Genomic DNA, 16,786 nt, shown 5'->3' with positions numbered 1-16,786 from the left:
CCACCAGGTGCGCGGCGGGGTCCTCGGCACGCCCGTAAACGATCTCACTCGCGTCGATGGACCGATCGGCGGCGAACGTCGCCCGGTCGGCGAACGACTCGGTCCGGCGGTGGTGGGCCAACCTGCCCAGCCAGGCGAGTTCATCCGCGTCGAACAGGGCAATTCCGTCATCTCGGGTGAGCCGTTCCCCGGCGTAGACCTTCTGCTCCAGCGTGCGCTTCAACCCGGAATCCATGCTCAGAGCGTACGTGGCCGGAATCTGAACGACCGGCCGACTGCAACCGAGGTCACTCCAGCCGCCTTTCCGATTTATCCCTCCAAATCGTCCAAATTTCAGGGGATTCACAGCATCGGATCGCCACCGACCGATCGACACTCTGTGGGAGTGTGAGGTACACCCTTAGGGGGAACGGGACGAGCCGGCGCGGTCCATAATGATCGTCTGGCGAGCACGTGGGGATTGGTATGGGTCAGTACACGCACGTGGGACGTCATCGCGCGGCACCGTCTCCACTGGTGCGCCCGGTGATCTTCACCGCCGTGGTCAGCGCCACGCTGGCCGCGGTCATCAGCTCACCGGCGTACGCGGCGCCGCCCATCCCAGGCGTGCCGAACAGCGGCTCCCGCCCGACCGCCACCGGCTCGCTGGCGCTGCCCGGCACGCCCGGCATCACGACGCCCGGCGGCACCACGACGCAGCCCGCCTCGCTCACCGGCAACCCGGTGGCCACCCAGCTCGAAGCCAAGCAGACCGAGCTCAACCAGGCCGGTCAACGCATGCTGGCGCTGGAGGAGCAGCTCACCGCGGCCTCCGCCGCGGTCGCGGTGGCCGAGCAGAAGGTCGTGGCCGCGAGCGCGGCGCTCGCCGCGGCGGAGACCGCGCGGGACAGCGCGGCGGCCGAGACGCTCAAGGAGGAGGCGGCGCTCCCGCCCGACCTCTTCACCTCCGACCTGTACAAGATCGGTTCGCTCTGGCGAGTGCCGCGCGAGACCGACAACACCGCGGGCAGCCTCTCCGCCGACCTGGCACGTGCCCAGGAGGCCGCGATCGCCGCGATCGGCGAGCGCGACGCCGCGCTCGCCGCCGAGGCCGGCCTGCGCACCCAGCTGACCGGCGGACAGGCCACGCTGAAGGCGCTCGAGGCCGAGCTGCTCAAGATCCGCGAGCAGAACGAGGACCAGCTCACCGCGATAGCGGCACAGCAGGACGCGGCCGAGGCCGCGCTGGGCGCCGACTACCTCGACAACACCACGACCGACGGCCTGGTCGCCCACCCGAAGGCGCTCAAGGCGCTCGAGTTCGCGATGGCCCAGCGCGGTAAGTGGTATGAGTGGGCGGCCGAGGGCCCGAACACGTACGACTGCTCCGGCCTGATGTGGGACGCGTACCGTAGCGTCGGCTTCCAGCTGCCCCGCGTCGCCAACGACCAGTACTACGCGACCCGCGGCAAGACCGTGCCGAAGTCCGCGCTGCTGCCCGGCGACATGATCTTCTTCAGCACCAGCAACCGGTGGAGCGACGTCTACCACGTCGGCATGTACGTCGGCGAGGGCAAGATGGTCAACGCGCCGACCATCGGCGAGGTGGTCAAGGTGCAGACGATCAGCTGGTCGCGCTTCTTCGCCGCGACCCGCGTCTTCGGCGCGGTGGAGGGCCCGTCCGGTGGCGGCGGCGACACGCCGAAGCCGACGCCCACACCCAAGCCGCAGCCGTCGCCGACGCCGCCGAAGCCGGGTTCACCGACGCCGGGTTCGCCGACGCCGACGCCGTCGAACAGCGGTTCCCCGTCTCCGTCCCCGTCCCCGTCGCCGTCCGGGTCCGGCTCGCCGAGCCCGTCGCCGAGCATTTCGCCGTCGTCACCGCCGGTCTCGCCGAGCCCGTCCAACCCGGCGACGCAGCCCGAGCCGCCGTCCCCGGCACCGTCGAACTCCGCCGGGTCGTCCGGCCCGCCGTCGAACCCGCCGTCCAACAGCACGTCGGCCAGCTCGTCCTCGTCCAGCAGCGCCTCCACCGCCGCCTCGGGAAGTGCCTCCGCGGGGTCGTCCGCGTCCGCCAACGGCTGACCCCCGGGTCAGCCGTCCCGCGACTCGCGGGTATGGCACGTTTTATGCGAGGGTGGAACGTGGGAGGCGATGTCATGAGCGAGGATCGGGTGGAGGGCGTCGACGCGTCCGGAAACACCCCGGCGGCGGTGGCACGCGCCCAGGTGGGACGTGCTTCCGTGACCGGAGCGACCGCCGGCGACCTCGCCGGTCTGGGTGTCCTTCCGTCCCGGCAGCCGGCCGAGGGCCGGACCTACCGGGCCGGCGACTACGGCACGCCCGCTGAGGGCTCCGGGGAGCCGGCGGCGGGCCCTACGCTGCCACCGGCGGCGGGCGCGATCACGCCCGCGCCGGTGCTGTCCTTCACGACGCCACCGGCGGAGAGCCCGCGGTTCGCGGACTTCAGCGGTGACCGCCCGGCCGGTGCGCAGACGTCGCTGAGCGCGCCCTCCGCCGGCCCGGACCCCGTCGTGGCGTCCGGCGCTGGTGCGTCATCGGCTGCCAGCGCGTTCTCGGCTGCCGGCGCGTCTGCTGCTGCCGGTGGGCCGTCGGGTGGCGTCGGGTCCGAGGGTGGGGCGTCCGCCTGGTCGGGTTTCGCCATGCCGAAGCGGGAGACGGCCGATGCCTCGCTGAGCGCGGCGGTCGCCACCGCGCAGAGCGAACCCGCGCCGATCCCGGACTCCGCCGGGGCTGCCGAGATCGCCACCACACCGTCTCCGGCCGATCTGCTGCCGGACAGCGCCGCCGCGGCGCCGCCCGTCGTCTCCGCACCGATCTCCGCGGGCGCCGGGTCCGCCGCCTACGGCGCGGCCGCGATGGCCACGACGTTCCCGGCCGCCGCCCCGACCGGGTCGCCGCTCGGTGTGCAGTCCGCGGCGTGGCCGACGTCGCTCGCGTTCGGCGACGCCGAGCCCGAGCCGGCCTCCCCCGCTCCGGCCGCGTCGCCGGTCTTCGGCAGCGCCTCCGTGTCGGCTCCACCGGCGTCCAGCGCGTCGCCCAGTTCCTCCTCGCTGCCGTTCGGCGGTGCGCCGGTCTCGTCCTCGGCACCGTCCGCGTTCGGCGACGTCCCGGTCTCCGCACCCCCGGTGTCCTCCGCGCCGCCGGCGTTCGGTGGGTCGTCCTCACCTCTCGGTGACAACTCCCGCGCCGCTGGCGGCGGCTCCCCGGCCTTTGGCGGCCCGGCCGCTGGCGGCGGCTCCCCTGCCTTCGGCGGCGCGCCGGTCCCGGCGCCGTCGATCTCCAGCGCTCCGTCCACGGCCACGACGCCGGTCTCCGGTGGCGCACCGGCGTTCGGCACGCCCGCCACGTTCGGCGGCTCACCCGCCTCCGGCAGCGCGGCCCCCCGCATCGGCGGCACGCCGGCCTCCGATGCGGCGCCCACGTCCGCGCCGCCGGTCTCCGGTGGCGCGCCGGCATTCGGCTCGCCTTCGGCCTTCGGCGGCACACCGGCATCGGCGCCGCCGGTCTCCGGTGGCGCGCCGGCATTCGGCTCGCCTTCGGCCTTCGGCGGCACACCGGCATCGGCGCCGCCGGTCTCCGGTGGCGCGCCGGCATTCGGCTCGCCTTCGGCCTTCGGCGGCACACCGGCATCGGCGCCGCCGGTCTCCGGTGGCGCGTCCGCGTTCGCGACGCCGGTCTCCGGTGGCGCGCCCGTGTCCACGCCGCCGGTGACGAGCGGGCCGCCCGCGTTCCGGGCCGCGTCGCCGTCGTCCCACGGCCTGCCGACCGCCACGCCCGCATCGGTGCAGCCGGAGTACTCGCTGCCGGCGCAGCGGGCCGGTGGGTCCGCTCCGGGTGAGCCGACCCGGGCGCGAGCATCCGTGCCGGGGCTGAACCGGATCACGCCGGATGCCAGCGACGTGGTGGGCTCGGCGAGCTCCGGCACCGGATATCCGCGCGTCTATCGGGCCGGGGCGCCCGGCGCGACCGAGCCGGATCCGGTCGAGCCGCCGGAGCCGATCGAGCCGCCCGCACCCCCGGAACCGCCGGAGCCGGCCGAGCCGCCCGCGCCGGGCCCTGGTCCGGTGCCGACGCCGTTCCCGGACCCGAATCGTCCCGGGCCGGCGCCAGGCCCGTACCCGGGACCGCCCGTGCCGGCTCCTCCGGCGCCACCGCCCGGACCGCCGTTCCCGCCGCCGTCTCCGATGCCGCCGTTCCCGCCGCCGCCCGCGGTGGGCACCACCTGGTCGTCCGCGTCCGCCGCGTCCGCGCCGGGCCGGGCCGACGTGCCCGCGGCCGCGCTGCCGCCGTGGCCGGCCTCCGAGGTCGTGCAGCCCGGGCGGCAGTGGCCGCCGCGGGACGACGCCCCGGTGACGCCGGTGGTGCGCGGGCTCTCGTCGGACAGCCGGGACGACCCGCACGGCGTGGCCGCGTCCGCGGAGTACAACCAGTGGGCCCGCGGCCAGCGCCGGGAGTCCGGCACGGTCTACGCGCCGCCCACCCGGACCGGCGAGCCGGTGTCCCGTGGCGTTCCGGTCAATCCCGCGATCGAGAACACAGGGTCGCTGACCGGGCACATCCTGTCGCCGCAGCGGTGGAATGACAATTCCGACTCGAACAGTTCCACCCGGGTGATGGTCATCCTGGCGAGCGTCGCGATCGCGATCATCGTGGTCGGCATCATCGCCTCGATCGTCGTAGGTGACCAGCTCAAGGACCTGTTCGGCCAGTAACCGTGGGCGCAAACCGGACGTTACGCCAATCGGGTAACACAGTGAGCCCCGCCACTACGGGACGGGAATGCCCCCGGCTCACCGCTGGTTGACGGGTAGGCTGTCATTCATCATTCGTTTCCGGCTGGCGTGCGCAGCGCCTGCCGAAGGGCGTTCTTGCAGGGCATTCGCGGCGACTCCCCTCGCCGCGGCGGGGCCACTTAGCGAGCATGCGCCCCGTTGAGAGGTTTCTTTGACGACTTTCGTTGACCCCAGCACGTTCCCGTCCCTCTTCGACTCGTCCGCGGACCCTTCCGTCGAGTCCGCTCCCTCCGCCGACGCGGAGAGCACCGAGATCACCCCCGCGGTCACGTTCGAGGACCTCGGGCTTCCCAGCCGCCTGGTGCGCGCTCTCGCCCGTGAGGGCATCACCGCTCCGTTCGAGATCCAGGCCGTCACCGTGCCCGACGCGCTGGCCGGCAAGGACGTGCTCGGCCGTGGTCAGACCGGCTCCGGCAAGACGCTGGCGTTCGGCCTTCCGGTGCTGGCCCGCGTCGCCCTGAGCGGCCGCGCCGAGCCGCACCACCCCAAGGCGCTGATCCTGGTGCCGACGCGTGAGCTCGCCATGCAGGTGGCGGACGCGCTGATGCCGCTCGGCAAGCCGCTGGGCGTGTTCATCAAGACCGCGGTCGGCGGTGTGCCGTACGACCGTCAGATCGACTCGCTCCGCCGGGGCGTCGAGATCATCGTGGCCACGCCGGGCCGGCTCGGCGACCTGATCAACCGGGGCGTCTGCAGCCTGGACAAGGTCGAGGTCACCGTCCTGGACGAGGCGGACCAGATGGCCGACATGGGCTTCCTGCCCGAGGTCACCGAGCTGCTGTCGAAGACGCCGGAGGGCAGCCAGCGGCTGCTCTTCTCGGCGACGCTCGACAAGGACGTGGACTCGCTGGTCAAGCGGTTCATGACCGACCCGGTCACGCACTCGACCGCACCGGCCGTCGCGACCGTGACGACCATGGATCACCACATGCTGCTGATCCCGCCGCAGGACAAGTTCCCGGTGACCGCGTCGATCGCGGCCCGCAAGGGCCGGACGATCATCTTCGCGCGGACACAGATGGGCGTGGACCGGCTCGTCGAGCAGCTCGCCGCGGTCGGCGTCCGGGCCGGTGCGCTGCACGGCGGCAAGACGCAGCGGGCGCGAACCCGCACGCTGGCGGAGTTCAAGGAGGGCCGGACGAACGTGCTGGTCGCCACGGACGTCGCCGCGCGTGGCATCCACGTCGACGGCATCTCGCTGGTGCTGCACGTCGACCCGCCGAAGGACCCGAAGGACTACCTGCACCGGGCCGGTCGCACGGCCCGCGCGGGCGAGTCCGGCGCGGTCGCCACGCTGGTCCTGCCGAAGCAGCGCCGCACCACGCTCGGCATGCTGGAGAAGGCGGGCGTCAGCCCGTCCCAGACCCGCGTCCGGGCCGGCGACGCCGCGCTGACCGAGCTGGTCGGCGCGCAGGAGCCGTCCGGCGTGCCGGTCGTGGAGGAGCCGGAGCCGCGCCGTTCCGAGGGCGGCCGCGGCCGCCGCTTCGGCGGTGGCGGTGGCGACCGTGGTCCACGTCGATTCGACGGTGACCGTGGGCCGCGCCGCTTCGACGGCGAGCGTCCGCGCCGCTTCGACGGTCCTCGTGAGGACCGTCCGCGCCGCTTCGACGGCCCCCGCGAGGGCGGCGTCGGCCAGGGAGGCCCTCGCGAGGGCGGCGTCGGCCAGGGCGGCACCGGCCAGGGCAGCGGCTCCGGCGACCACCGCTTCAACGGCGACCGCCGCCCGAGCTGGCGCTCGCGCGACGAGCGTCCCCGCGACGAGCGCCCGCGCGACGACCGCCCCAGCGGCGGCGAGCGCCCGCACCGCCGCCCGGCACGCACGCACTGACCCGCATCACAGCGAAGGCCGCCACCCGAGAGGGGTGGCGGCCTTCGCCGTTCCCGCCGCCGGCCGCGTCGACGAGAGGTCGCCGCCCGGCCGCACGGTGAGCAGCCCAGGATCGAGGCCGCCCCTCAAGCGGGTACGTAACCGGGCCTGCCGCCGGTCGTCCGTGTCGCGTCGAAGGCGATTCAGGTGGATCGCCCGCTTTCGAGGTACTTTCCGGCAGGCTTTGCTCTGCTTACCTGTGGGAAGCAGAGCGATCTGGGCGAAATGCCGCTGTCCGACTTGGGGTGCTTGTTCAGGTAAGCAGAGCAAAGCCGGCGCAAGCAGCTTGCGGAGTGGGCCGTTGGCGGTTGGCAGTGAACCGGTGCCCGCGGGAGCACTCGGAACGCGACCACGCCGGAAGCGGGAAGATAATGATCTTGATCTTCCCGCTTCCGGGCGACGGGCTCAGCGGGGCCAGGTTCCGGAGGTCAGGAAGTCGCGGATCGTGGCGAGGTGCGGGGACAGGTCGAGGTTCTGTTCGGTGACCCAGGAATCGGAGAAGTAGGTGTCGGCGTAGCGTTCGCCGCCGTCGCAGAGCAGGGTGACGACGGAACCGGTGTGGCCGGCGGCACGCATCTCGGCGATCAGCGTGAACGCGCCCCACAGGTTGGTGCCGGTGGAGCCGCCGACGCGGCGGCCGAGGACCGCGCTGGCCGCGCGCATGGCCGCGAGGGAGGCGGCGTCCGGGACCGCGAGCATGCGGTCGACGACGGCGGGCTGGAAGCTTGGCTCGACGCGGGGGCGGCCGATGCCTTCGATCCGGGAGGCCTGACCGGTCTCGACGGTCCAGTCGGCGTCACGGTACGCCGGGAAGAACGCCGAGTTCTCCACGTCGACCACGCAGACGCGGGTGTCGTGGCGGCGGTAGCGGACGTAGCGGCCGAGCGTGGCGCTGGTGCCGCCGGTGCCGGCGCCGGTGACGACCCAGGCCGGGATCGGGTGCCGTTCCAGCGCCATCTGCGCGTAGATCGACTCGGCGATGTTGTTGTTGCCCCGCCAGTCGGTGGCGCGCTCGGCGTAGGTGAACTGGTCCATGAAGTGCCCGCCCAGGTCGTCGGCGAGGCGGCGGGCCTCGATGGACGCGGTGGCCGGGTTGGCGACCAGGTGGCACTTGCCGCCCTGGAGCTCGATCAGGCTGACCTTCTCTGCGGACGTGGTGGCCGGCATGACCGCGATGAACGGCAGGCCGAGCATGCGGGCGAAGTACGCCTCGGAGACCGCGGTCGAGCCGGAGGACGCCTCGACGATCGTGGTCTGCGGGCCGATCCAGCCGTTGCAGAGGCCGTAGAGGAAGAGCGAACGGGCCAGGCGGTGCTTGAGCGAGCCGGTGGGGTGCACCGACTCGTCCTTGAGGTAGAGGTCGATGCCCCACTCGGGCGGCAGCGGGAACGGCAGCAGGTGCGTGTCGGCGGACCGGTTCGCGTCCGCCTCGACCTTGCCGATCGCCTCGGTCACCCAGAGCCGCGCCGGCTCGTCACAGCGCGCGAAGTCGGACGGGCTGCTCATCGGACCACCGGCTGCGGTCGGTGCTCCCACTTGGTGGAGAGCGCGATCGCGGTGCGCGTGCTGGCCACGCCGGGGACCCGGCCGATGCGCACGACGATCTGCTCCAGCTCGGCTATCGTGCCGACCCGCACCTTGATCTGGAACGACTCGAGGCCGGCCATGAAGTAGCAGTCCTCGATCTCGGGCATCTCGCGCAGCGCGGCGCCGACGTCGTCGGTGTCGCCGCCGGAGTCCTGCACGATGCCGATGAACGCGGTGACGCCGAGCCCGACGGCCTCCGGGTCCACCTCGGCCTGGTAGCCGCGCAGGACGCCGTTGGACTCCAGCTTGCCGACACGCTCGTGCACGGCGGGGGCGGAGAGGCCGACCTGGCGGGCCAGCTCCGCGTACGAGATGCGCGCGTTGCCACGCAGCAGCTCCACGATTTTCAGGTCAGTTGTATCCACGGTGCGTTAACAATATCGCCCCCGACCGCGCGCGGCGATCCGTCGTAAATCAGAACTAAGCTCGCAGATAGTACCGCCGAACGGCTCAACCAGTGCGTTTTCCACGTTCTCCGGACACGCTACGCGGGCGGTGCTTCAATGGCCGTACGTCCCTAGAGTGCTTCGGTGTGGACACGGAACGTAATCAATAATCCCCGAAGCATCGATCGACGCTAGGAGGGGTCGTGGACACTGGAGATCGTCTGCTGACGCCGGGCGAGGTGGCTGCGCTGTTCCGCGTCGACCCGAAGACGGTCACTCGCTGGGCGGCCGCCGGCCGGATCGGCAGCATCAGGACACCGGGCGGTCATCGCCGCTTCCGGGAGTCCGAGGTGCGTCAGTTGCTCGAGGGCGAGAATGCCCTGGAGGAGCTGAACAAGGATCTGCCACCCGAACCGAACGGTGGCAACGGGGGGCACGGCGGCTACAGTCCGCCGTCGCTCAACTGAACTGCTTTCTGCGCGTTGAGTTCGCCGGTCCACCGGCGGAAGAGCGTGTGCGGTACGCCCAGCGCGTCCAGCACCTTTCCCGCCACGAAGTCGACGAGCTGTTGTGCCGTGGCGCCCGCGCCGGCCCCGTAGAAACCGGGGCTGGCCGGGAGCACCACCGCGCCCGCGTCGTGCAGTGCGATGAGGTGTTCCAGGTGCGACCTGGTCACCGGAGTCTCGCGCGGCACGACCACGACGCGGCGGCGCTCCTTGAGGGACACCTCGGCCGCGCGCTGCAGCAGGTCCTTGGAGAGACCGATGGCGATGCCGGCGCAGGCCGCGGTCGACGCGGGGACGACCACCAGACCACGCACCGGGTACGAGCCGCTGCTCGGCCCCGCGGCGAGGTCACCGGCCGGCCAGTGCACGACGTCACCCGGCGTCGTGCCGAGCCATGCGGTCAGGTCGTCCCGCCAGTGGGCGTCCCGGAACGGGCGGCCGGTCTCGTCCAGGATCGTCAGCCGGGCCGCCCGGGAGACGATCAGGTCGACCGGCTCGCCGGCCTCGAAGAGCGCGCGGAGCACCGCGGCGGCGTACGGCGTCCCGGAGGCGCCGGAGATCCCGACGACCCAGGGGCTACGCACGGAGGCCTTGCAAGATGACCAGGTCGAGCAGCGCGAACGCGAAGAGCGCGACCGCGATCAGGCCGTTCGCGGTGAAGAACGCGCGGTTGACCCGGGACAGGTCGTCCGGGCGCACGATCCGGTGCTCGTAGACCAGCACGCCGGCGATTCCGGCGAGGCCGAGCCACCATAGCCAGCCGTAGCCGGTGAGGTAGCCGAACGCGGCGTAGAGCGCGACCGTCACCACGTGCGTGGCCGCGGCGATCCGCAGCGCGCCGGCGACGCCGTGCTTGACCGGCACCGAGCCGACGCCGATCTGCCGGTCGATCTCCACGTCCTGGCAGGCGTAGATGCAGTCGAAGCCGCCGATCCAGGTGCCGACCGCGAGGCCGAGCACCACGGCCTCCCACGACCATTCACCGGTCACGCCGATCCAGGCGCCGACCGGGGCCACGGCCTGCGCGGCGCCCAGGAAGACCTGGGGGTAGTTGGTGAAGCGCTTGGCGTAGGAGTAGATGACCAGCGCGAAGAGTGCCAGTGGCGACAAAAGCAGACAAAGCTGGTTGAGAAGTCCCGCTGAGACGAAAAAGATCACCAGGGAGATCAGCAGGCCGGCCCAGGCGACGCGCATCGAGATCGCGCCGGTGACCAGCTCGCGGTTGGCGGTGCGCGGGTTCTGCGCGTCGATCCGGACGTCGATGATCCGGTTCGCGGCCATCGCCACGGTCCGCGCGGAGACCATCGCGACCGTGATCAGCCCCAATACGCCCCACTGCACGCTCTCTGAAACTGAGCGCATGGCCGTCAGCGCGGCCAGGTAGGCGAACGGCAGCGCGAAGATCGAGTGCTCGATCATCACCAGCCGAAGGAAGCCCTTGACCGGGTTGGGCCGCTCGGCGGTGTCGGTCACAGGCCGTACTCCTTCCAGCGCTTGTCGACCTTCGCCACGATCTCCGGGGACATGACCATGCTCTCCGGCCAGCCGCGGGTGTAGCCCTCGGTCGGCAGCTTCCGGGTCGCGTCCACGCCCGCCTTGCCGCCCCAGAACTGCTGGTACGACGAGTGGTCCAGGTGGTCGACCGGCCCCTCGGTGAGCAGCAGGTCGCGCGAGTAGTCGACGTTGCCGAACGCGCGGAACGCCACCTCGGAGTAGTCGTGCACGTCGCAGTCCTCGTCCACCACGATGATCAGCTTGGTGAGCGACATCATGTGCGCGCCCCAGATCGCGTTCATCACCTTCTGCGCGTGCTTGGGGTAGCGCTTCCGGATCGACACGATCGCGGCGTTGTGGAAGACGCCCTCGGCCGGGAGGTCGTAGTCGACGATGTCCGGAATCATGAAGCGCAGCAGCGGCGCGAAGATCCGCTCGGTGGCCTTGCCCAGCCCGTGGTCCTCCTGTGGCGGCTGGGACGTGACGATCGAGTGGTAGATCGGGTCGCGCTGCATGGTCATCGCCTCGATGTGCAGCACCGGGAACGGCTCGATCGGCGTGTAGAAGCCGGTGTGGTCGCCGAACGGCCCCTCCGGCATCCGCTCGCCGGGCTCCAGGTAACCCTCCAGCACGATCTGCGCGTTCGCCGGGACCTGGAGCGGCACGGTCAGGCAGTCGACCATCTCGACCCGCTCGTTGCGCAGGAAACCGGCGAACAGGTATTCGTCGATGTCGGCCGGCAGCGGCGCGGACGCGGAGTAACAGACGGCCGGGTCCGCGCCGATCGCGATCGCCACCGGCAGCCGCTGCCCGAGTTGCTCCGCGACCGCGTGGTGGGCCGTGGAGTTCTTGTGGATCTGCCAGTGCATGCCGAGCGTGTTGTGCGAGTGCTGCTGCAACCGGTAGAGGCCGAGGTTGCGCTTGCCGCTCTCCGGGTGCTTGGTGTGAGTCAGCCCGAAGTTGTGGAAGATGCCGCCGTCGCCGGGCCAGATCTGCAGGCCGGGCAGCATGTTCAGGTCGACCTTGTCGCCCTTGAAGACCAGCTCCTGGCAGGGCGCGGTCTTCAGCTTCTTCGGCGGCATGGACTTCAGCTGAAGCACCTTGCCGATGCCGTCGCGGATGCCGGACCAGCCGACCGGGAGTTCCGGCTTGAGCATGTTGCCGATCCGCTCGCCGATCTCGTCGAGCGTCTCGACACCCAGCGCTCGCGCGGTGCGCGCCTCCGTGCCGAACAGGTTGATCGCGATCGGCATGTCGCCGCGGGTCGGCCGCTGGAAGAGCAGGGCAGGGCCGTGAGCCTTGACCGTACGGTTGACGATCTCGCTGATCTCGAGGGTGGGGTCGACCGGCGCGCTGACCCGGCGGAGATCACCGGTCTTCTCCAGCGCGGCGAGGAAGTCCTTCAGGTCCGTGAACGCCGCCATGATGACCAGTCTCGCGCACCCGTCGTCCGGAGTCGCGACGGCGGTACCGGAACTGGTCCGGCGCCACACAATCACCGTGCGTATCCGAATGATTACCACGAGAGTTTGTCCTGATATGCGGGCACTGGCGGCTTTGATGATCCTGGCGACGGCCACGCCGCCGCTTCCGGCCCAGGATCGGACGTCCGGGTACCACCACCTCGGCGCCACCACGATCGGCGAGTTCCACGGCGCGTCCGCGCGGTTCACCGTGGCCGACCCGGAGGTCCGGCCCGGCACGCACGACTTCGTCGCGGCCCGGCTGCTGGCCAAGCGGGAGACGGCGGACGGCGGCGTGGAGTGGCTGGAGGCGGGCTGGGCGGAGACCGGCTGGGGCGGCGACGGGCGGCAGCGGCTCTACACGTACGACAGCGTGGCCGCGAGCTGGCGATTCCACGACGCGATCCGGCTGCGGCCCGGCGACGAGGTGTGGATCGACCTGCGCACCGGCGAGGACGGCATGTGGCAGGCGTGGGCCTGGTGGGACGAGACCTGGCAGCTGCTCGCCGAGAAGCACGTGCCGATCGGCGCGACCGGGCGGATGGAGCAGTACGTCGAGATCTACCACGACGACAGCGACGGGCCGATGCACGTGCCGCACGCGGAGATCGACTACGCGCGGGTGCGCCTCGGCCCGGACGGCCCGGACGTGCCGTGGACGCCGGAGACCGCGCCGAGCACCACCGGCGAGGGCGACGACGAGTACTGCGCGGAGTGGCAGTCCCGCTTCACGTTCTGGTCCGCGGGGACCTGCTAGAGGATCGAGGTGGTCAGACGCCGGCGTAGGAGTGCAGGCCACCGAAGAACAGGTTCACGCCGAACAGGTTCATCAGCATGGTGAGGAAGCCGACGATCGCGATCCAGGTCGCCACGTTCCGCCGCACGCTGGGCGTGGCCCGCGCGTGCAGGTAGCCGGCGTAGACGATCCAGGAGATGAACGCCCAGACCTCCTTGGGGTCCCAGCCCCAGTAGCGGCCCCAGGACGCCTCCGCCCAGATCGGGCCCGCGATCAGCGCGCCGAACGTCCAGATCGGGAACGCGAACGCGTGCAGCCGGAACGTCAGCCGCTCCAGCGCCGCCGCGTTCGGCACGTTCTTGGCCAGCGAGTACGGGAAGGAGCGCTTGCCCTTCTCGTAACCGTTGCGCATCAGGTAGAGCGTGGCTGGCACGACGCCGAGCAGGAAGATGCCGGACGAGGTGGAGACGGCCGCGATGTGGATGATGAACCAGGCCGAGTCCAGCGCCGGCACGAGCGGGCCGACCGGCGTGTACGCCACCATGCCGGCCACGCCGAGCAGCAGCACCTGGAACAGCGCCACGAACAGGCCGAGGTGCCGCAGGCCGGGCCACCGGGCCAGCACGACGAACCAGGCCGCGATGCCGATGAACGTGGCCGAGAGGATGAACTCGTACATGTTGCCCCACGGCACCCGGTCGGCCGCGATGCCGCGGGTGACCAGCGTGCCGACGTGGGCGAGCGCGGCGATCGCGGTGACGCCCACGGCCGCCCAGCCGATGAGGCCGTTCTTCTTCGCGGGGACTTCCGCAACGGCGACCGGAGCCGGAGAATCGGCCGGCGCGCCCGCCATGACCAGTTCGCGCTCCGGCCGCAGCGCCGCCCGCCCGATGTGGCTCCGGGTGCCGAACGCGTACTCCGCCGCGTGGCAGATCATCGCCACCAGGTAGGCCAGGACGGTCACCACCAGCAGCTGATCGGAGAGCTCGGCCATCACACGGTCCCTTCAGCGGTGTCCTCCGCCGTGGCACCGCCCGGCCTGGTCGCGGCGACCAGCTGGGCGAACTCATCGGCGAAGCCCGGATAGTCGGTGCGCGGCAGCCCACCGGCCTCCATGAAGCTACTACGTCCCGTCGTGGACGATTCTCCCAGGTCGCCGGGCGTGATTCGGAAGAACACCCGGCGCCGCTTGCCGTAGAGCGAGAGCGTCAGTCCGATGAGGCCGAGCACGCTGCTGAGCAGGACGAAGAGCTGACCGGGGTCGCTGCGGACGGCGATCGTGGCGTACTCGCGGGTGCCGACGAACGTGACCGTGCCGCCGTCGTCGAGCGTCCACGACTCGCCGGGCCGGAGCAGCTTGGCCTCGCCGAGCTGGACCAGCTTGCCCCTGTCGATCTGCGACTGATTGATCGAGTAGACCGAGTTCGGGATGCCCGCGTCCTCACCGAGGTTGCCGCGGTAGGCGATCAGCGTCAGGCCCGGATTTCTCTCCGCCGGGTGCACCGACTGCACGACCAGGCCCTCCGCCGGCATGGTCGGCGCGTAGACGCCCTGGAAGCCGATCTGCTGGTCGTCCTGGCGCTGCCCGGTGGCCGGGTCCACGTTGGCGTCCGGGAACTTCGCCACGCCCTCGCTGGTCTGGTTCAGGTCGGAGGAGAGGAACGGGCTGACCCGCTCCTGCGTGACGCCGTATCGGTCGGTGTAGCGGATGACCGGCGCGTAGCCGTGGCCGAGCAGGTGCACGCTGGCGCCGTCGAGCCGCAGCGGCGAGTTGACCGCGAACCGCTCGCTGCGGGACGTGCCGTTCTCGTCCACCGTGACCGTGGCCCGGAACGACTCGGGCATGCCGGTGTCCAGGAAGCGCGCCTCGAAGTCGGTCAGCTCCAGGCAGAACGGCGGCAGGTCGGCGTCGTCGACGCGCGGGCCGAGACCGCTCTCGTCGAACTGCGGCACGCTGTTGCAGAACGCGGTGTCCGCACCGGTGACCAGGATGCGGTTGCCGTGCCAGCCGTACCAGCCGCCGAACGCGACGCCGGCCAGCACGCACAGCAGCGCGGTGTGGAAGACCAGGTTGCCGGTCTCCTTGAGATGGCCCCGCTCCGCGCTGACCGTCCACTCGCCACCGGCCTGTTCGCGGGCGACCGCGCGCCACCGAGCCGTCCGCAGCATCGCGCGGATCCGCTCGGCCGCCTCCGCGGGCGTGCCCTCGATCTCCTCCGCCGGGACGGACACGGCCAGCCGGTCCAGCCGGCGCGGCGCCTCCGGCGGCGTCATCCGGACCGCGCGCCAGTGGTCGCGGATGCGCGGGATGATGCAGCCGATCAGCGACGCGAAGAGCAGCACGTAGATCGCGGAGAACCAGACGGACGCGTACGCGTCGAAGGCGCCCAGCCTGTCGAGCGTGGGCGCGAGGTCCGGATGCTCCCGGTAGTAGTCGGAGACCGCCTGCGCGCTCACCGCCCGCTGCGGCAGCACCGAGCCCGGAATCGACGCGATCGCCAGCAGGAACAACAGCGTCAGCGCGGTCCGCATGCTGGTCAGCTGCCGCCACGAGTTCCGCAGCAGCGCCGGCACCGGATTCGGCCGTCGGGGATCGTCGACCGCACTCACAGCAACACGTCTCCGACCCCTACGGTGGTCAGCAGCCAGATGAGGAACTGGTTCCAGGCGCCGGTGACCAGGGCCAGGCCGACCAGCACCAGCATGCCGCCGCCGATCCGGGTCACCCACCGGCCGTGCTTCCGCAGCGTCTTGAACACGCCGAGCAGGTGCCGGAAACCCAAACCGAAGATCAGGAACGGAATGCCCAGGCCGAGGCTGTACGCGATGCCGAGCACCGCGGCGCGGTCGGCCTGGCCGGTCGCGGCGGAGAGCGCCATCACCGAGCCGAGCGTCGGGCCGATGCACGGGGTCCAGGAGAGCGCGAAGATCGCACCGAAGACGGGCGCGCCGATCAGGCCGGCGTCCGGCAGCTTGTTGATCCGGAACTCGCGCTGCATGCCGGGGATCAGGCCCATGAAGGACAGGCCGAGCACGATGATCAGCGCGCCGGCGCCGATCTCCAGCGGGCGCTGGTGCTCCAGCATCAGGCTGCCGACGTTGGCCACCAGGACGGTGCTCAGCGTGAAGACCGCGGTGAAGCCGGCGATGAACAGGGCGGTGCCGGCGAGCACGCGTCCACGTACCCACGAGGTGGTCTTGGGGGTTTTCTCCGGCGATCCGGGCAGTTCGAGGTCCGCGCCGGTCAGGCCGGTGATGAAGGAGAGGTAGCCGGGGACCAGCGGCAGCACGCACGGGGAGAGGAAGCTGACCAGGCCGGCCAGCGTCGCGGCCAGGATCGCCAGGACGAGCGGGCCGTTCGTCGCCGTGTTCGCGAACGTGTCACCCATTCTCCGCGGCCACCCTCTGCACCAGCGGCGTCAGCTCGCTGGCCAGCACCGACCGGCGGATCACCAGCGCGATCCGGCCCTCGCGATCCAGGACCACGGTGGACGGCGTGGCGCCCGGCGGGATGTCGAAGTCCAGGCCCAGCCGGTTGGCCGGGTCGAACAGGCTGGGGTAGGTGACCCGGCCGCGCTCGAACGCGATCGCGGCGTCCCGGTCGTCCCGGTTGTTGATGCCGAGGAACTCCACGCCGCTCGCCTTCGTGGCCTGGTAGCTCTGCTCCAGTTCCTTGGCCTCGGCGCGGCACGGCGAGCACCAGGAGCCCCAGAAGTTGACCACCACGACCTTGCCCCGGGCCGAGGCGAGGTCGTAACGGGTGCCGTCCAGCAGCTCACCGGCGGCCTCGGGCGCGTCCGGCCGCTCACCGGCGGTGCACTCGATCACACCGTTCGCCCCGGTGGCGCAGGACTCGGTCCAGTCCCCGCGCCCGGCGACCAGGCCTCCGGCCACCGCACCGGCGATCAGCAGAGCGACGCCCGCAATGATGGCCTTCGACCTGGTCAACGC

14 protein-coding genes and 1 pseudogene are annotated in these 16,786 nt (G+C 71.6%); 5 read left to right on the top strand and 10 right to left on the bottom strand.

Going from position 1 to position 16,786, the window contains the following annotated elements:
- Nucleotides 1–40: 40 nt before the first annotated feature.
- A pseudogene (locus J2S43_RS36605) lies at nt 41–235 on the bottom strand (aminofutalosine synthase MqnE); the annotation flags it as partial.
- A 281-nt stretch (nt 236–516) separates the two neighbouring features.
- On the opposite strand from J2S43_RS36605, the gene J2S43_RS36600 reads away from it, so the two are divergent.
- From J2S43_RS36600 to J2S43_RS36590, 3 genes are all read left to right on the top strand, one after another.
- Nucleotides 517–2,064, top strand: a complete 1,548-nt coding sequence (locus J2S43_RS36600) for a C40 family peptidase (RefSeq protein WP_306837018.1) — start codon at nt 517–519, stop codon at nt 2,062–2,064.
- A 74-nt stretch (nt 2,065–2,138) separates the two neighbouring features.
- Nucleotides 2,139–4,715 (top strand): hypothetical protein, encoded by a 2,577-nt coding sequence (locus tag J2S43_RS36595; RefSeq protein ID WP_306837016.1) that lies wholly within the window; start codon nt 2,139–2,141, stop codon nt 4,713–4,715.
- Between the two features lie 232 nt (nt 4,716–4,947).
- A complete protein-coding gene (locus J2S43_RS36590; RefSeq protein WP_370881705.1) occupies nt 4,948–6,624 on the top strand; it encodes a DEAD/DEAH box helicase in 1,677 nt (558 codons plus the stop codon).
- A 444-nt stretch (nt 6,625–7,068) separates the two neighbouring features.
- On the opposite strand, the gene cds1 is transcribed toward J2S43_RS36590, so the two are convergent.
- Nucleotides 7,069–8,169, bottom strand: coding sequence for an L-cysteine desulfhydrase Cds1 (gene cds1, locus J2S43_RS36585; RefSeq protein WP_306837014.1), 1,101 nt, complete (start codon nt 8,167–8,169; stop codon nt 7,069–7,071).
- Nucleotides 8,166–8,615: an Lrp/AsnC family transcriptional regulator gene (locus J2S43_RS36580; protein ID WP_306837012.1), complete on the bottom strand. Its 450-nt coding sequence runs from the start codon at nt 8,613–8,615 to the stop codon at nt 8,166–8,168. The genes cds1 and J2S43_RS36580 overlap by 4 nt, the downstream gene beginning before the upstream one ends.
- Before the next feature lie 224 nt (nt 8,616–8,839).
- On the opposite strand from J2S43_RS36580, the gene J2S43_RS36575 reads away from it, so the two are divergent.
- Entirely contained in the window at nt 8,840–9,103 is a 264-nt protein-coding gene (locus J2S43_RS36575) for a BldC family transcriptional regulator (protein ID WP_306837010.1), read from the top strand.
- On the opposite strand, the gene J2S43_RS36570 is transcribed toward J2S43_RS36575, so the two are convergent.
- The 3 genes from J2S43_RS36570 to J2S43_RS36560 are packed head-to-tail and all read right to left on the bottom strand — an operon-like array spanning nt 9,079 to nt 12,060.
- Nucleotides 9,079–9,726 (bottom strand): UbiX family flavin prenyltransferase, encoded by a 648-nt coding sequence (locus J2S43_RS36570; protein ID WP_306837008.1) that lies wholly within the window; start codon nt 9,724–9,726, stop codon nt 9,079–9,081. The genes J2S43_RS36575 and J2S43_RS36570 overlap by 25 nt on opposite strands.
- Nucleotides 9,719–10,615 carry a menaquinone biosynthesis prenyltransferase MqnP gene (mqnP, locus tag J2S43_RS36565; RefSeq protein ID WP_306837006.1) on the bottom strand — a complete coding sequence of 299 codons (897 nt, stop codon included), beginning with the start codon at nt 10,613–10,615 and terminating at the stop codon, nt 9,719–9,721. Before mqnP ends, J2S43_RS36570 begins: the two co-directional genes overlap by 8 nt.
- On the bottom strand, nt 10,612–12,060 hold the full coding sequence (locus tag J2S43_RS36560) for a menaquinone biosynthesis decarboxylase (protein ID WP_306837005.1): 1,449 nt from the start codon (nt 12,058–12,060) through the stop codon (nt 10,612–10,614). The genes mqnP and J2S43_RS36560 overlap by 4 nt, the downstream gene beginning before the upstream one ends.
- Before the next feature lie 136 nt (nt 12,061–12,196).
- Between J2S43_RS36560 and J2S43_RS36555 the strand changes: the two genes are divergently transcribed.
- Nucleotides 12,197–12,856, top strand: coding sequence for a hypothetical protein (locus J2S43_RS36555; protein WP_306837004.1), 660 nt, complete (start codon nt 12,197–12,199; stop codon nt 12,854–12,856).
- Nucleotides 12,857–12,869: 13 nt separating this feature from the next.
- On the opposite strand, the gene ccsB is transcribed toward J2S43_RS36555, so the two are convergent.
- From ccsB to J2S43_RS36535, 4 genes are read right to left on the bottom strand one after another with little or no spacing between them, the layout of a single operon-like run.
- Complete coding sequence (gene ccsB, locus J2S43_RS36550; RefSeq protein WP_306837002.1) at nt 12,870–13,829, bottom strand: c-type cytochrome biogenesis protein CcsB; 960 nt, start codon at nt 13,827–13,829, stop codon at nt 12,870–12,872.
- A complete protein-coding gene (gene resB / locus J2S43_RS36545; RefSeq protein WP_370881704.1) occupies nt 13,829–15,445 on the bottom strand; it encodes a cytochrome c biogenesis protein ResB in 1,617 nt (538 codons plus the stop codon). The genes ccsB and resB overlap by 1 nt, the downstream gene beginning before the upstream one ends.
- Entirely contained in the window at nt 15,442–16,224 is a 783-nt protein-coding gene (locus tag J2S43_RS36540; RefSeq protein ID WP_306837000.1) for a cytochrome c biogenesis CcdA family protein, read from the bottom strand. The genes resB and J2S43_RS36540 overlap by 4 nt, the downstream gene beginning before the upstream one ends.
- Nucleotides 16,217–16,783 (bottom strand): TlpA family protein disulfide reductase, encoded by a 567-nt coding sequence (locus tag J2S43_RS36535; protein WP_370881703.1) that lies wholly within the window; start codon nt 16,781–16,783, stop codon nt 16,217–16,219. The genes J2S43_RS36540 and J2S43_RS36535 overlap by 8 nt, the downstream gene beginning before the upstream one ends.
- Nucleotides 16,784–16,786: the final 3 nt, after the last annotated feature.

The sequence above is a fragment of the Catenuloplanes nepalensis genome, from assembly GCF_030811575.1.
In the GTDB taxonomy this organism is placed as follows: Bacteria; Actinomycetota; Actinomycetes; order Mycobacteriales; family Micromonosporaceae; genus Catenuloplanes; species Catenuloplanes nepalensis.
The sequence above is the reverse complement of the archived record's forward strand: the minus strand, read 5'-3'. Positions and strand labels throughout refer to the sequence as shown.

Bases quoted from the DNA above. Each gene is read 5' to 3' on its own strand.
- J2S43_RS36595 (WP_306837016.1), top strand. From the start codon at position 2,139: ATGAGCGAGGATCGGGTGGAGGGCGTCGACGCGTCCGGAAACACCCCG.
- cds1 (WP_306837014.1), bottom strand. From the start codon at position 8,169: ATGAGCAGCCCGTCCGACTTCGCGCGCTGTGACGAGCCGGCGCGGCTC.
- J2S43_RS36560 (WP_306837005.1), bottom strand. From the start codon at position 12,060: ATGGCGGCGTTCACGGACCTGAAGGACTTCCTCGCCGCGCTGGAGAAG.
- J2S43_RS36555 (WP_306837004.1), top strand. From the start codon at position 12,197: ATGATCCTGGCGACGGCCACGCCGCCGCTTCCGGCCCAGGATCGGACG.
- ccsB (WP_306837002.1), bottom strand. From the start codon at position 13,829: ATGGCCGAGCTCTCCGATCAGCTGCTGGTGGTGACCGTCCTGGCCTAC.
- J2S43_RS36540 (WP_306837000.1), bottom strand. From the start codon at position 16,224: ATGGGTGACACGTTCGCGAACACGGCGACGAACGGCCCGCTCGTCCTG.